This window comes from Paenibacillus sp. J22FR21 (genome assembly GCF_056269135.1).
Genome location: NZ_JBWDNJ010000001.1, coordinates 390,453 through 404,230 on the forward strand (window position 1 = coordinate 390,453; position 13,778 = coordinate 404,230).

The 13,778-nt window shown below is 48.9% G+C and carries 17 protein-coding genes; 14 read left to right on the plus strand and 3 right to left on the minus strand.

Annotated elements, in window-relative coordinates; translation table 11 throughout:
- Positions 1–58: 58 nt before the first annotated feature.
- Positions 59–1,651 (minus strand): phosphoglycerate dehydrogenase, encoded by a 1,593-nt coding sequence (gene serA, locus AC0YNS_RS01875; RefSeq protein WP_475779362.1) that lies wholly within the window; start codon positions 1,649–1,651, stop codon positions 59–61.
- Between the two features lie 261 nt (positions 1,652–1,912).
- On the opposite strand from serA, the gene AC0YNS_RS01880 reads away from it, so the two are divergent.
- On the plus strand, positions 1,913–2,239 hold the full coding sequence (locus AC0YNS_RS01880; RefSeq protein ID WP_475779363.1) for a rhodanese-like domain-containing protein: 327 nt from the start codon (positions 1,913–1,915) through the stop codon (positions 2,237–2,239).
- A 5-nt stretch (positions 2,240–2,244) separates the two neighbouring features.
- Here AC0YNS_RS01880 and AC0YNS_RS01885 read toward each other — a convergent pair whose 3' ends face one another.
- Positions 2,245–3,171, minus strand: a complete 927-nt coding sequence (locus tag AC0YNS_RS01885; RefSeq protein ID WP_475779364.1) for a hypothetical protein — start codon at positions 3,169–3,171, stop codon at positions 2,245–2,247.
- Between the two features lie 163 nt (positions 3,172–3,334).
- Here AC0YNS_RS01885 and AC0YNS_RS01890 point away from each other — a divergent pair, with 163 nt between their 5' ends.
- The 3 genes from AC0YNS_RS01890 to AC0YNS_RS01900 are packed head-to-tail and all read left to right on the plus strand — an operon-like array spanning position 3,335 to position 5,090.
- Positions 3,335–3,928 carry a lysostaphin resistance A-like protein gene (locus AC0YNS_RS01890; RefSeq protein ID WP_475779365.1) on the plus strand — a complete coding sequence of 198 codons (594 nt, stop codon included), beginning with the start codon at positions 3,335–3,337 and terminating at the stop codon, positions 3,926–3,928.
- The gene (locus AC0YNS_RS01895; protein ID WP_475779366.1) at positions 3,925–4,161 is read left to right on the plus strand and encodes a hypothetical protein; all 237 of its coding nucleotides are present in this window, start codon (positions 3,925–3,927) and stop codon (positions 4,159–4,161) included. Before AC0YNS_RS01890 ends, AC0YNS_RS01895 begins: the two co-directional genes overlap by 4 nt.
- A gap of 44 nt (positions 4,162–4,205) precedes the next feature.
- Positions 4,206–5,090 (plus strand): metallophosphoesterase, encoded by an 885-nt coding sequence (locus AC0YNS_RS01900; RefSeq protein WP_475779367.1) that lies wholly within the window; start codon positions 4,206–4,208, stop codon positions 5,088–5,090.
- Here the strand turns inward: AC0YNS_RS01900 and AC0YNS_RS01905 are convergent.
- On the minus strand, positions 5,032–6,030 hold the full coding sequence (locus AC0YNS_RS01905) for a polysaccharide deacetylase family protein (protein ID WP_475779368.1): 999 nt from the start codon (positions 6,028–6,030) through the stop codon (positions 5,032–5,034). The two genes, AC0YNS_RS01900 and AC0YNS_RS01905, sit on opposite strands and share 59 nt — an antisense overlap.
- A gap of 179 nt (positions 6,031–6,209) precedes the next feature.
- On the opposite strand from AC0YNS_RS01905, the gene AC0YNS_RS01910 reads away from it, so the two are divergent.
- From AC0YNS_RS01910 to AC0YNS_RS01955, 10 genes are all read left to right on the plus strand, one after another.
- On the plus strand, positions 6,210–6,530 hold the full coding sequence (locus AC0YNS_RS01910) for a hypothetical protein (RefSeq protein WP_475779369.1): 321 nt from the start codon (positions 6,210–6,212) through the stop codon (positions 6,528–6,530).
- A 359-nt stretch (positions 6,531–6,889) separates the two neighbouring features.
- Entirely contained in the window at positions 6,890–7,495 is a 606-nt protein-coding gene (locus AC0YNS_RS01915) for a genetic competence negative regulator (protein ID WP_475779370.1), read from the plus strand.
- Positions 7,496–7,654: 159 nt separating this feature from the next.
- Entirely contained in the window at positions 7,655–8,896 is a 1,242-nt protein-coding gene (locus AC0YNS_RS01920) for a Glu/Leu/Phe/Val family dehydrogenase (RefSeq protein ID WP_090977162.1), read from the plus strand.
- A 71-nt stretch (positions 8,897–8,967) separates the two neighbouring features.
- Positions 8,968–9,666, plus strand: a complete 699-nt coding sequence (gene prsW, locus AC0YNS_RS01925) for a glutamic-type intramembrane protease PrsW (RefSeq protein WP_475779371.1) — start codon at positions 8,968–8,970, stop codon at positions 9,664–9,666.
- A 50-nt stretch (positions 9,667–9,716) separates the two neighbouring features.
- Entirely contained in the window at positions 9,717–9,875 is a 159-nt protein-coding gene (locus AC0YNS_RS01930) for a hypothetical protein (protein ID WP_475779372.1), read from the plus strand.
- A gap of 101 nt (positions 9,876–9,976) precedes the next feature.
- Positions 9,977–11,311 (plus strand): germination protein YpeB, encoded by a 1,335-nt coding sequence (gene ypeB, locus AC0YNS_RS01935; protein ID WP_475779373.1) that lies wholly within the window; start codon positions 9,977–9,979, stop codon positions 11,309–11,311.
- 107 nt (positions 11,312–11,418) lie between these two features.
- Positions 11,419–12,072: a flagellar brake protein gene (locus AC0YNS_RS01940; RefSeq protein WP_475779374.1), complete on the plus strand. Its 654-nt coding sequence runs from the start codon at positions 11,419–11,421 to the stop codon at positions 12,070–12,072.
- Positions 12,073–12,112: 40 nt separating this feature from the next.
- Positions 12,113–12,346 (plus strand): hypothetical protein, encoded by a 234-nt coding sequence (locus AC0YNS_RS01945; protein ID WP_475779375.1) that lies wholly within the window; start codon positions 12,113–12,115, stop codon positions 12,344–12,346.
- A gap of 139 nt (positions 12,347–12,485) precedes the next feature.
- Positions 12,486–13,181 (plus strand): (d)CMP kinase, encoded by a 696-nt coding sequence (cmk, locus tag AC0YNS_RS01950; protein ID WP_475780080.1) that lies wholly within the window; start codon positions 12,486–12,488, stop codon positions 13,179–13,181.
- A gap of 3 nt (positions 13,182–13,184) precedes the next feature.
- Positions 13,185–13,763 carry a lysophospholipid acyltransferase family protein gene (locus AC0YNS_RS01955; RefSeq protein WP_475779376.1) on the plus strand — a complete coding sequence of 193 codons (579 nt, stop codon included), beginning with the start codon at positions 13,185–13,187 and terminating at the stop codon, positions 13,761–13,763.
- The last annotated feature ends 15 nt before the right edge of the window (positions 13,764–13,778 follow it).

Sequence of the window (13,778 nt, forward strand, 5' to 3'; positions counted from 1 at the left end):
TGTCAGATGCGTGCACAAAAAAGCTCCGACCCTCGAAAAGGGTCGGAGCTTATTGTAATTAATAGAGATTAATTTCTTTCGCTTTGTTCAGATCCGGCAGATTGACCAGCGCGGCGATAACGTCCTTGGACACGCCTTTGTCTACAGTCAATACCATGATTGCAGAACCGCCAACAAGCTCACGACCAACCTGCATCGTTGCGATGTTCACGTTGTTGTTTCCAAGCAGCATACCGACATTACCGATGATACCCGGTTTGTCGTTATGCGAGATCAAGATGATGTTGCCTTCCGGAGCAACGTCAACAGGGAAACGATCGATTTGTACAATTCGTGGTCCATAACCTGTCAACATTGTACCCGTTACCAGGCGAGTAGCAGTTTTGGAGCGAAGTGTTACGGTAATGGAGTTCGTGAAGTCACGTGCTTCGTGAGACTTCTGTACCACGATGTTCACATGGCGTTCTTTAGCAAGATGCATGGAATTCACGACATTCACTTGATCCGAACCGAGGTGGTGAGAAAGCACACCGCGTACAACATAACGTGTCAACGGCTGCGTATCAACCTCAGCCAGCTCACCTGCATAGCTGACTGTGATTTCTTCTACGGCACCTTCAGTCAGTTGAGCAATAAAGCTGCCCAGTTTCTCGCCAAGGCCGAAGTACGGTTGTAGCTTGCTCAGTACATTCGCCGGAATCGGAGGCATGTTGACCGCGTTCATAAACGGTTTATCGCGAAGGATGTTCAATACTTGTTCCGATACATCAATGGCCACGTTTTCTTGAGCTTCAACAGTAGATGCACCAAGATGCGGGGTTACGATGATTTTGGGATGCTTCAGGAACGGATGATCGGCTGCCGGCGGTTCAACCTCGAATACGTCGAATGCTGCACCTGCTACAATTCCTTGATCGATTGCTTCTACAAGCGCTTGCTCATCGATGATACCGCCGCGTGCACAGTTCACGATGCGCATGCCTTTCTTCATCACTTCGAATTGCGCACGAGAGATCATGTGACGCGTTTCCGGTGTAAGCGGCGTATGCACGGTCATAAAGTCTGCATTACGTACGATGTCATCTACGCTGGAGAGACGAATGCCAAGCTTCTCAGCGCGCTCTTCCGTGAGGAATGGGTCATAACCCCAAATTTCCATGTCAAACGCTTTCGCGCGTTTGGCCACTTCGCTGCCGATACGGCCCATACCGAGTACGCCGAGCACTTTGCCGCGTAGTTCGACGCCAAGGAACGACTTGCGATCCCACTCGCCGCCTACAGTCTTGAGGTAGGCTTGTGGAATGAAACGAGCAACAGACATCATCATGGCAAACGTATGCTCACAAGTTGTGATTGTGTTGCCGTCTGGTGCGTTAATAACGATAATTCCGCGTTGTGTAGCTGCTTCCAAGTCGATGTTGTCCACTCCGACGCCGGCGCGACCGATAACCTTAAGCGATTTACCTGCATCCATAATGCGCGGTGTAACGCGCGTCTGGCTGCGTACGAGAAGTGCATCGTATTCGCCGATAATGGCTACGAGCTCGTCCTCGCTTAATCCAGGCTTCTTGTCGACAACGACATCCTCTGCATCCATAAGTTTCTGAATGCCTAGATCGCTGATTGGATCTGAGACCAATACTTTAAACATGGTGGTTGCCTCCTGAGCGTTTGTATGATGGATGTATAGTAGAAGTGAAAGACCCTCGTAAGATGCCGCACAGCGCAGCAGCTTAGGCGAGGGTCTGTCACACGATCACACGTCAAGCTATTGTTGTACCGGATGGACCAACAGAACCAGGCTACATTAATGTTTACTATTTTAATGCAAGTAGAACTCAAATTGCAATGATTAAAACTTGCCCAAATGTGAAATTTTCGTTATGATCGACCGTAAAAAGGGGGCATTCTTGTGGAACAATGGGACAATATTGAACCAGAGCCGTTTATGGCGCTTGTGCGCGAGGGAAAGCTCTCGCCTGATCAAATCATTGATGTCAGAGAAATGGACGAATGGAATTATTATCATTTAGATAACAGTACGCTGATGCCGCTCTCAACCTTCCGGGAAGACTCGGAAGCTGTGCATAAGGATCGAATGGTATATGTCATTTGCGCACACGGTGTAAGAAGCGCTGCGGTTTGCCGCTATTTAAGTGAAAGAGGATACGGCAACCTCACCAATGTTATTGGCGGAATGGCTGCGGTATCCTCGTTGGATGGTTTTCAATACGATTAAAGTCCTTATTCACTCTCCGGGAAGAAGAACGGCAGCTGTGGAAGCAGCTCTTTGGCATACAGGACGGCTTTGCTGTCACTGAAATCGCCTGATCGTACAGCTTCCGTGCTGATAAGGAGATCGACGATGGAATCGACCGTTTTCATCTTCATGCTGCCGGATTGTCCGGAAACGATAAATTGATCGACGCGAGATGCCAGATCCTGCGGATAGAACGGCGCCAGTGTTTTGCGGGCATTCAACATATCCGCCATCAGCTTATTCTTAATGGTCAGCGGCAGCGTCTTCCATTGCTGGATGCTCAGCACAGAGGTGCTGTCGTAATGGTCCGGAATGTTCGGGTTGACCGACGCGCTCCATTTCAGCATCGCAGTGTAGTAACTTTGCTGACCTGCCATAGCGAATTTCACACCTTGCGTGTAGTAGGCATCCTTCATTAAGGCTTTCAAGAGTTCGGTATTGTTCATGTCCTTGGCTGATCCCGCTCCGCGCTGCGCGGCTTCACTGAACATTCGCAAGCTCTTAAGCAGCTGGAGTTGAGCGGATTCGAGAAGCGGTGAGCTCTTCGGTACAGATGCATGTTCGGCCTCTCCATACTTCTGCTCAGCAATGTTCGATAGTTCTTTCAGCGAAGAGCTGGTATCCGTTAGCTGCTGAGAGGAAAGTTTATGAATGGTTTCGAACCATTCGGATTGAAATTCACGATATGGCAGAAATACAGTATGATAGAATGAAACCAGATCCTGCTGTTGATAGGCACCTGCACTTGCGTTCTTGCTGCTGCTAAGATGTTTAGCATTTTCAATTATTTTTGCTTCGGTTTTGTCTGAACCTATCTTCACGCCATAGAAAAAGGCTGCCACGGCGAAAACGAGCATGAATAGGAAGCCTAAGCTAAATAGCATTTCAGTACGAGTCAGTCGTTTCTCCATGATAATCTCCTTCATCCGATATTTCGCCAAAATGCTAGTAAATACAAGGCTTTCACTTTAATTGTTTGTCGAATTCTGGGGTTGATTAGATCGTTCTCCTAGTATAGGGGAAAACCTTTGAAAAGGAAATATGCACCTTTCATAGTGTATTAGGGAGCTGGATATGAAAAAATTCGACATTCGCAAAATGAAGATTAAACCGGTGAGCATCGATCAGATTGATGACCGGATGCTTCTTATAAATCTATATGCCACGCAAGCGATTACCTTAGTTATCGGTTTCATCTGGTTATTTTTTCAGCATCGTAATCCATTTTTATTATTTGTTTTGCCGGAAGGCCTTTCATTTCTGTATTTTGGAGCCGGATTGGCAGCTGCGGTCCTTGCAATTGATTTGCTTTCGGCCCGATTTGTACCCGATGAAGCCAATGATGACGGCGGCGTCAATGATCGCATTTTTAAAAACCGTGCGATATGGCATGTGGTGGTGTTGTCCTTAATCGTTTCCATCTGTGAGGAGACGCTTTTCCGTGGTGCTATTCAACATCAATTCGGACCTTATTGGACAAGCATTATTTTTGCAACCATTCATGTTCGGTATTTGAAGCATTGGATTCCGACAGGGCTTGTATTTGCTATCAGCTATGCGTTAGGCTGGATCTATATTCAAACCGACACACTATGGGCGCCTATAGTAGCACACTTTCTGATTGATATGATTATGGGCTTCGTAATCCGTTTCCGGAGGGAAGAATGAGCAGAGTTCAGAAATTTGGCAGCAGGAAATCGATTTCCTCGATTGCGGCAAAGAAACAGGCGGAACAGGCTGCTTCCGAAGCGGCTGCAGGCATTGAAGTACCTTTTCCTTCCAGAAGGAAATCACATCCTTCTAATAAGCAGCAGATGGCAGGATGGTTTTACAAAATTATTATTTTTCTATTCGTACTCTTATTAGTAGGACTTCTTCTTTGGGGAAAGCAGTTTGAGTAGTCGATAGAGCGACTAAATCCTAGGAGAGGGGTGCTTCGTTTCTCATGATGATTTGGATTTCGTCGGCGGCGGCGGTGATCGTGCTGATTGCAGCTGTATTAATAAGGACATCGTATCAATACACATTGGACCGGCAGATTGTAATTTTGGATAGGCTGCCCTCGTCATTTGACGGTACAACCTTGCTGCTTATCACAGATATTCATAGAAGAAGTCTCTCGGATGAAGTGATTGATGGGCTTGTCGCGGCCGGTGGAGCTGATTTGGTGCTGATTGGCGGTGATCTGAGGGAGCGGAGAGTACCGCTTGCCAGGTCTCGAAGCAACATCAAGAAGCTTGCGCGGATTGCACCGGTCTATATGGTTTACGGTAACCATGATTACGACGAGGATATGAGGCCGCTTGAGGTCATGCTGACGGAAGAGCGGGTACGCCTTCTCGTCAATGAAGCTGTTGTATTGGAGCAAAGGGACGGCAGCCTCATTCGCCTGGCAGGCGTAGATGATCCGCGCTTGGAGCGTGATCGACTGGATTTGGCGTTAAGCGATCCGGAAGCGGCCGTCGGCAGCCAGCAGCTGTTTACGATCGTTCTGGCGCATGATCCGATCCTTGTGGATCGGATGAATGCACAGCAGAGACAGGAAGTGGACTTGGTCCTCTCCGGCCATACACACGGCGGTCAAATCGCTCTTCCATTTATTGGACCGGTTTTGCGCGGAACTGAGGATTCGGGTTACTGGCGCGGCTGGTTCGACTTCTCTGCACAACAAACAACCGGAGCCAGCAGAGGACCCCGGTTGTTTGTAAGTTGTGGATATGGTACTTCCAGATTGCCGATTCGATTGCTGGCACCTGCCCAATATCACCTTATTACTTTGCGGTCTGCGGCTGTTCCTCCAGACCTAAGTCAATCGTCGCAGGATCAATGAAGCCGTAACCTTTGCTCTCAAGTTTAGTAAGCAGCGTGTCGAGTGCTTCTGTTGTCCAAGGAAGCTCATGCATCAGGATATTCACGCCCGGATGGAGCTGCTCAAGCACATTGGCGATCACTTTGTCCGGTTTATCCTTTGTGCTGCTATCCCAGTCGAGCGAGCCGTTTGACCAAGTCATATAGAGCATGCCATGATCGCGAACAAGACCCCTTACATAATCGTTACCGTTACCAAAAGGCGGGCGGAAGAACTGCGGCTCGGTGCCGACGACTTCCTTCACGATTTGCTGAACGTCCTCGATCTGCTTCTTCACCGAAGCTTGTGATTCTTTCTTCAAGTCGATGTGATCCCAAGAATGATTGCCGATCGTTTGCCCGCGATCGGCTATTTTTTTGAGCAATTCCGGGTGCTTCTTCACCCGATAACCATTCACGAAGAAGATCGCTTTCGCTTTATGCTTATCGAGCGTGTCGAGCAGGGAGCTGACCATTTTGTCTTCCTTCGGGCCGTCATCGAAGGTCAGCAGCACCACTTTATTGCTCGTGGTCGCCTTATCAATAGGTACGAAGCTGTATACTTTATTCATTTTATAAAGCTTCTTGACCGGTTGTGGATCCGTCGTGGCATTAGAATCCGGCTCAGGTGCAGTCGTATTCTCCGAAGGCGTTGTCGAATTCGTACTATCGTCATCTGCGGGCTGATTGCTCTGCCCCTGATTATCACCGGCTGTATTTCCATTGTTTGTTGCGGGATTCGTGGTATTGTTTGCCGGGTCTGGCGCAGGGTCCTTCACTGTCGCGGGCCCATTGTTCGCTGCATTGCCTGTTGAATCTGAAGGGGTGGTGTTAGGCTGGTTTCCGTTGCTGCTGCATCCGGATGTAACCAGCAGGGCCATCATAATGACGATGGAGATGAGGTGAGGTTTACGAATCGGCATGCTGTCGCCCTCCTGTGGCCTTGAAGTTGAATTCGCCAAAAAACAATGCACTTATTGTATCATATTTCGAAATGGAACCGAACTTTACTACTTCCTTAATTTGTGCTGGAATGACCTTAACTCGCCCTAGGCAAACTAAACGCGAGTCGTAAGCAGCATTCAGCATAGGAGGATTGCCAATGAAATTGTCCGGTTTTCTGATTGGAGGACTTGCCGGTATGGCAGCGGCGGCTTATATAGCGAAGAAGAAGCCTGGCATGTTCGCCTGGGCGAGCAGCGCAGCAGGCACTGCCGTTAACGGAATGACGAAGAGGGCGATGGGTGCGGTCATCAGTCGTAAATTTAGCGGAGACATGGTGCAGCATGCCGCCCCAAAGCATTCAGACGCTTCCGCAAAAGGGTCCGGCAACGCTTGGGGACAGATTGAGCTGCTGCTTAACAGTGACCCCGGTGTGAAAGAGCAGGTTGACCAGATAAAAGCAGAAGCGAAACCTCACTGATGAAGACATAAGAAGAAGCGTTTGTCACTGCCCTTTGAAGGTGCGGTACGTTTCTTCACTTCAACCTTGTAGAAATTTATAGACAAATTGTTATAAATTCGATAAGGACAAAAAGAATCGTTTTGCCGTTCAATTGCGTATAAACAATTGGCGGCGGGACGATTCTTTTTTTTTGCGTCTGTAGTGCATTCCACCCACAGACATGCTAACATAGCAACATAAACACATTTTAATCACTCAAATAACTGCTGCTTCATACGCTATGTATAACAGATACTATCCGCGTTCATTGTGCTTTCGAAGACGGTTTTTGCTCCGAGAATACGAAGCAGATACTACTCGAGAAGGAGGATCCTATCATGAAAATCGAACGGCTCAATCAAGACAAAATACGAATATTCCTGACGTTCGACGACTTGCTGGAACGGGGGATCCAGAAGGAAGACATGTGGCGCGAAATTCCAAAGGTGCACGAGCTGTTCAGTGAAATGATGGACCAAGCTTACAGCGAGCTCGGCTTTGACGCCAGCGGACCGCTCGCCGTCGAAGTGTTTGCACTTCCTGCCCAAGGGATGGTCGTCATCGTTACACGAGGTAAAGTGAACGGGAAGTCCGAGGATCATATTCAAGAAGAAGACAATGAGGAAGACGTTTACGAGATGGAAGTCACGCTCGAGCAAAGTGACATTGTGCTATACGCGTTCAGAGACATCGAGGATGTCATTTCAGTTTGTAAGCAGCTTAAGAGCGCTGAACTGATTGAGGATGGACGTCTTTATGCCTACAACGGCAAATATATGCTGGCCTTTGAGCCAGTCGGCATCGAGCTTCCGCGCTACCACGCAATTATTGCGCTGTTGGCAGAGTACGGAGAGGCGACTTCCATTACGACTGCCATTCTCGAAGAGTACGGCAAAGTAATCGTCCCAGCCAAAGCCGTCATGGAAATTTGCACTCATTTTTAAAGCGATCCCGATTAGAGAAGCATCAGCTTACGGCATATTCCGTAGGTCTGGTGCTTTTTGTTTGTTGCAGCTTGTGCCCAAAAGTAAGTTCACCGCATAGCCGATTCGGTTACCGCTCATATTACAAAGGAAAAGGTGGTGAACATTCCTTTGAATGGAATGGAGAGCAGCAACGTACTGACATCAACACAAACCGTGATTGAAGAAGCGCTCAGGAAGCTTGGCTACGGTGATGATATGATTGCTTTATTGAAGGAGCCGATGAGGCTCCTGACCGTTCGCATACCGGTTCGGATGGATGATGGCAAGACAAAGGTGTTCGTCGGCTACAGGGCACAGCATAACGATGCAGTAGGGCCGACGAAGGGTGGAGTCCGGTTTCATCCGGATGTCAATGAAATCGAAGTGAAGGCGTTATCCATTTGGATGAGCATTAAATGCGGCATCGCCGATTTGCCTTATGGCGGCGGCAAGGGCGGTATTATTTGTGATCCGAGAAAGATGTCTTTTCGTGAGCTGGAGCGTCTAAGCCGAGGGTATGTTCGGGCGATCAGCCAAATTGTCGGACCGAACAAAGATATTCCTGCGCCGGATGTGATGACCAATTCGCAAATCATGGCGTGGATGATGGATGAATACAGCCGGATCCGTGAATTTGACTCGCCCGGTTTTATCACCGGGAAGCCGCTTGTTCTGGGAGGTTCGCTTGGCCGTGAGAGTGCAACAGCCAGAGGCGTAGCGATCATGATTGACGAAGCGATGGCGAAGAAAGGCATTGCGCTTAAGGGAGCGCGTGTCGTCATCCAAGGGTTCGGCAATGCAGGCAGCTACCTGGCGAAATTCATGTTTGAAGCCGGTGCGAAGGTTGTGGGTATTTCCGATGTCAACGCTGCGTTGTATAATGATCAAGGACTCGACATTGAAGATTTAATGGACCGCCGTGATTCATTCGGTACGGTCACGAATTTGTTCAAGAATACCATCAGCAACGAGGAGCTGCTGGCAATCGATTGTGATGTTCTGGTGCCTGCCGCAATCGAGAACCAAATAACGGCAAGCAACGCGAACCAAATTCGTGCTAAAATCATTGTAGAGGCCGCTAACGGTCCTACGACGCTGGAAGCAACGCAGATGATAACGGATCGCGGCATTCTGCTCGTGCCAGATGTCCTGGCCAGCGCCGGCGGCGTTATTGTGTCGTACTTCGAATGGGTACAGAACAATCAGGGTTATTACTGGTCTGAGGCCGAAGTTGATTCTAAGCTGCGCGACATGATGATCCGCGGCTTTAATAGTGTCTATGAATTGCATAAGCTTAAGAAAGTGGATATGAGGCTCGCTGCTTATATGGTGGGCGTCCGCAAAATGGCAGAGGCCGTCCGCCTGAGGGGGTGGGTGTAGCCGATTGCCGATCAAACGAGCTTTGCCTGCAACTGCGGGGAAAGCCCGTCTCTCGGAAGGTGACTTCAACGATGCTGCTCTTTTCCATACTGACAGCGGCGGTTGCTCCGGGCATCTCGCTGCTGACTTACTTTTATTTAAAGGACCGATATGACGCGGAGCCGATTCACATGGTCGTCCGTGTATTCTTGCTCGGTGTATTAATCGTACTGCCGATCATGGTGATCCAGCGAGGCTTGCTGCTATGGCTTGGGGATGGTCCCATTCTGTTCTCGTTTACAGTATCTGCAGGCGTTGAAGAGCTGCTGAAATGGTTTGTTCTGTATCATATCATTTTTAACCATACCGAATTCGACGAGCCTTACGATGGGATCGTCTACGCAGTTGCGATTTCGCTTGGCTTTGCAACAGTGGAGAACGTGCTCTACGCTGTTTTCCAGCCTGCGTCGGTTGGTTCCTTGCTCATTCGCGCATTGCTGCCGGTATCCGGGCATGCCCTGTTTGGCGTAACGATGGGCTACTACGTGGGCAAAGCCAAATTTGCTCCCATGGCGAACAAGAAGCGAAATTTTCTCATGCTGGCCGCAGCGGTACCGCTCGCGGAGCATGGTGTTTATGATTACATCATGGGCTCAGGCAGTACCTACTGGGTATGGTTTATCGTACCGTTAATGGGATACCTGTGGATTAAAGGCGTACGGAAGATGAATCGTGCCAATGCCGGATCGCCGTTTCGAATGCTTGGACATGAGGAAGAGATTAAGCTTTAGCATTTCCGTCTATAATAGGAAAAAAGCTGCATCTTACTCAGGAGGATACGATGATTTCGGCTCGTGTAAAGGTAACCATCCGCTGCAATCTATGCGGTGAGAAATTCGTCCTGCGCGGACGCAGGGAGAAAGACAAGATCGATACCGGGTTCAAACAATGTCTATGCAACAATCTCAACGATTTCGACGTCGAAGAGCTGGCATTGTAGGAACAGCCATGTAAGCAAAATCATACCAATAACATGCATAAAGCTCCTTTCCGCAAACCAAACTAACACCAGGTTTTGCATACGAAAGGAGCTTTTGCTATATGTACCGTCGTTTAAGCGCAGTGCTGTTTCCGGTGATGACACTGTTTTTTATCGGCTCTATCTATTGGGGCTATCAAGAGCATCAAGAGAAAAACTCGATCCTGATTAAGGCGGAGAATCAGTACCAGCGTGCCTTCCACGATCTGACTTACCATGTAGAGCAGCTCCATCGTGAACTCGGAAACACGCTTGCCGTGAACAGCGCGTCGCAGGGCTTTCATCGCAAAGGTCTCGTCAACGTATGGCGGCTGACCAGCGAAGCGCAGAACGAAATTAACCAGCTGCCGCTCACGCTGCTCCCATTCAATAAGACGGAAGAGTTTTTATCCAAAATTGCGAATTTCTCGTACAAAACCTCTGTTCGTGACTTAACGAAGCAGCCGCTCAGCCCGGATGAATATAAGACATTGAAAACATTATATTCCGATTCGGAATATATTTCGAAATCCCTCTACGGGGTGCAGGATAAAGTCATCGCGAACAATTTGCGCTGGATGGACGTTGAAATTGCGATCGCTTCGGAGAAGTCGTCGCTCGATAATACCATCATTGACGGCTTCAAAACCGTCGACAAGAAAGTCGGCGAATACCCGGAAATCAACTGGGGTCCTTCGGTTGCAAGTATGTATCAGAAACGTTCGATTAAGATGCTCGGCGGAAAAATGGCTACACCGGAAGACGTCAAGAAGCTGGCAGCGAAGTTCCTGAAGCTGGACAATCCCAATGACATCAAGGTGGTTGAGAACGGGAAGGGAACGGAATACTCTTCTTATTCAGCCACCTATAAAGGGAATAAAGCAGACAATCCGATCGAGCTGGATTACTCGCAGAAAGGCGCTCAATTGATTTGGTTTGAGAATCCGCGCGATATCGGGAAGCCGATCGTCAGCGTTAGCGACGCGAGGAAGAAGGCAGACGAGTTCTTATCTCGCCACGGCTATCCGAAGATGAAAGCTATTACGTATGACCGCGATGACTCGATGGCTGTCTTTACTTTCGTAGCCAATCAGAATGGGGTATTGATTTACCCGGATAAGCTGACCGTTAAGATTGCGCTTGATAACGGGGATGCGGTTGCTTTGCAAGCATCGGACTTTGTTTATGAGCATCACAAACGGAAGCTGCCTAAACCGAAGCTGATGAGTGCTGATGCGAGAGCTGCGCTGAATCCGGATTTCAAAGTACAGAAGGAACAGATGGCGCTCATCGATAATGACATGGGCGAAGAAGTGCTCTGTTACGAGTACGTTGGCAAAATCAACGGCGGCGTTTATAAAATTTATATCAATGCGGAAAGCGGCATTGAGGAATCCATCGAGCAATTACCTGAATAAACAAGCGAAGGCGTGCATGGAATGCACGTCTTTTCCTGCTATCCCGCCTCTCCCCAAATTTCGACATGCTGTGGTATAATCGAACCATTAGGGGAGGGGAAGCTAGTATGCTGCCAAAAGTTAATCAGTTTCTATATTTGCATGTAGCTTCGTCCGATGAAGAAGAGGCCGCAATCGAATATAAATCCAGAATCGCGGACAGTGATAACGATGAATTGCTGATTGATATTCCACTTGTTGAAGGCACCGGCAAATATAAAAGGCTGTTTCTCGGGGACGAGCTCTCTGCGCATTTCGTTTCCGAAGACGGCGTGAAGAATTATTTCAATACTCATGTACTTGGTTTTGTAGAAGACGGCGTGAAATTGATTCGAATTCGCAAGCCTGAACCGGAATCTATAACCAAAGTGCAGCGCCGCAATTTCCTGCGTGTTGCCGCAGAGCTTGAAATTGCCATTCAGCTGTCGGCTAATATTAGATTTATCGGAATGACAGATGATGTCGGCGGCGGCGGGATTTCGTTCCTGGTCGATGGCAAATGGCCGATGAAGCAGGGGACGAATTTGGAATGCTGGCTGCTGCTTGCTTATCGAAACGGCTCGGTCGATCATTCTCATTTCAAAGCGGAGATCGTCCGCGTGAAGCCGCTTGAGTCAGGACGCAATCAAGTCATGGCGAAGTTCTCGAGTATTCTCGACAGCGAACGACAACGGATCATTCGCTATTGTTTTGAACGTCAGTTGGATTTCCGTAAAAGATAGCAAAGCTTTTCATCCAGTTCCAGCGCTTGGTGCATAAGGAATGACAACGTGGAAAAACTACCCTTATCCGAGCAATGCCGGAATATGGGGGGTATCCATGGCGAAGAAATCACAAAGGGACTATTTGTCCATCTCGGACGATGTTACGAGAGCGCTGATCATTATCTTTCTGCTGCTGCTTGCTGCAGTCTTGATTAGCCAGCTCGCGCTGCAAATTCCGGCAGTCAGGCTATGGGTAACGGGCGTGGATCGACTTGAAGGAACGCCCTTCTAGTAGGTCTTTCGTTCTTTGCACTTCATGGGCTGCTGTGGTATAATTCTCACTATCGCAGGCAGAGCCTGCTTTTTTAATGGCGATAAGAGCAACATAGCAGCCGCTTAGCACTTTCAAGGAGGGTTTACACCGCTTGGACATGGATGGGGGAAACAACGGCGGCCGCATTAACGTAGCAATCGACGGCCCTGCAGGAGCCGGCAAAAGCACCGTCGCTCGAAGAGTCGCTGCACAGTTAGGATACATATACATTGATACAGGAGCGATGTATCGAGCGGTCGCACTCGCTGCGAACCGTGCGGGAGTTTTGCCAAGTGATGCGGACAGGCTGGCGGAGCTCGTGAAGACAGTGGACATTACACTGGAACCGGGACCCGAAGGTCAGATTGTGCGGCTCGGCGGTGAGAACATCACAACCGACATACGTTCAAGAGAAGTAACGCTTAAGGTTTCGGAGATCGCTTCGCATGAAGCCGTTCGGTTGCGTCTCGTTGAGATGCAGCGGAAACTGGCAGCAGCGAAAGGTGTCGTTATGGATGGCCGCGATATCGGTACGCATGTACTGCCAGGGGCCGAAGTAAAGGTATTTCTGGTTGCTAGCGTTCAAGTTCGCGCGCTGCGCCGATACCAGGAACTATCTGAGAGTGAGCTTGTGCCGCTTGAGCAATTGGAGCAAGAAATTGCAGATCGCGACCGAAGCGACGAAAGCAGAGAGTTCTCTCCGCTTGTTCGTGCGAAGGATGCAGAAGTTCTCGACAGCACAGAACTGACGATTGACCAAGTCGTCGCACATATTCTAGACTTATGCCGAACCAAAACGGCGGAGGCGAAGTAAACTATGGTATATAACATTTGCCGAAGCTTGCTGCGAATCATCTATGCCGTGCTTTTCCGGTTCGAAGCTACCGGATTAGAGAACATTCCGGCCACAGGGCCAGTCGTGCTTTGCTGTAATCATATCAGCTTGCTTGATCCTACGACGGTAGGCACGAAGGTGAACCGTAAAGTTCATTACATGGCAAAGGCGGAATTGTTCGAGGTACCTTTGCTCGGACCTTTTATTCGGACGCTAGGCGCATTCCCGGTGAAACGGGGAGGAGTCAGCAAGGATGCTATTCGCAATGCCATCAACTTGCTGAAAGAAGGCAATGTGATGGGGATTTTTCCGGAGGGTACTCGCAATGCAGGCGATAACAGCGCAGGCAAGAAGGGTGCTGCCATGATTGCGCTTCGAAGTGGAGCCGTAGTCATTCCGGTCGCTATTATCGGGAAGTACCAATTATTCCGTAAGATGCGCATCAAATATGGCAAGCCCATTGATATGACGGCCTTTATTCAGGATTCATCTTCCGATGTGCTCGAACAAGTAACGGAAACCATTATGGCGAATATTCGTTTGATGGCGAAGCAAGGGTAATTATTATTTTTTTTC

Bases quoted from the DNA above. Each gene is read 5' to 3' on its own strand.
- serA (WP_475779362.1), bottom strand. From the start codon at position 1,651: ATGTTTAAAGTATTGGTCTCAGATCCAATCAGCGATCTAGGCATTCAG.
- AC0YNS_RS01885 (WP_475779364.1), bottom strand. From the start codon at position 3,171: ATGGAGAAACGACTGACTCGTACTGAAATGCTATTTAGCTTAGGCTTC.
- AC0YNS_RS01890 (WP_475779365.1), top strand. From the start codon at position 3,335: ATGAAAAAATTCGACATTCGCAAAATGAAGATTAAACCGGTGAGCATC.
- AC0YNS_RS01895 (WP_475779366.1), top strand. From the start codon at position 3,925: ATGAGCAGAGTTCAGAAATTTGGCAGCAGGAAATCGATTTCCTCGATT.
- AC0YNS_RS01900 (WP_475779367.1), top strand. From the start codon at position 4,206: ATGATGATTTGGATTTCGTCGGCGGCGGCGGTGATCGTGCTGATTGCA.
- AC0YNS_RS01905 (WP_475779368.1), bottom strand. From the start codon at position 6,030: ATGCCGATTCGTAAACCTCACCTCATCTCCATCGTCATTATGATGGCC.
- AC0YNS_RS01910 (WP_475779369.1), top strand. From the start codon at position 6,210: ATGAAATTGTCCGGTTTTCTGATTGGAGGACTTGCCGGTATGGCAGCG.
- AC0YNS_RS01915 (WP_475779370.1), top strand. From the start codon at position 6,890: ATGAAAATCGAACGGCTCAATCAAGACAAAATACGAATATTCCTGACG.
- AC0YNS_RS01920 (WP_090977162.1), top strand. From the start codon at position 7,655: ATGGAGAGCAGCAACGTACTGACATCAACACAAACCGTGATTGAAGAA.
- prsW (WP_475779371.1), top strand. From the start codon at position 8,968: ATGCTGCTCTTTTCCATACTGACAGCGGCGGTTGCTCCGGGCATCTCG.
- AC0YNS_RS01930 (WP_475779372.1), top strand. From the start codon at position 9,717: ATGATTTCGGCTCGTGTAAAGGTAACCATCCGCTGCAATCTATGCGGT.
- ypeB (WP_475779373.1), top strand. From the start codon at position 9,977: ATGTACCGTCGTTTAAGCGCAGTGCTGTTTCCGGTGATGACACTGTTT.
- AC0YNS_RS01940 (WP_475779374.1), top strand. From the start codon at position 11,419: ATGCTGCCAAAAGTTAATCAGTTTCTATATTTGCATGTAGCTTCGTCC.
- AC0YNS_RS01945 (WP_475779375.1), top strand. From the start codon at position 12,113: ATGACAACGTGGAAAAACTACCCTTATCCGAGCAATGCCGGAATATGG.
- cmk (WP_475780080.1), top strand. From the start codon at position 12,486: ATGGATGGGGGAAACAACGGCGGCCGCATTAACGTAGCAATCGACGGC.
- AC0YNS_RS01955 (WP_475779376.1), top strand. From the start codon at position 13,185: ATGGTATATAACATTTGCCGAAGCTTGCTGCGAATCATCTATGCCGTG.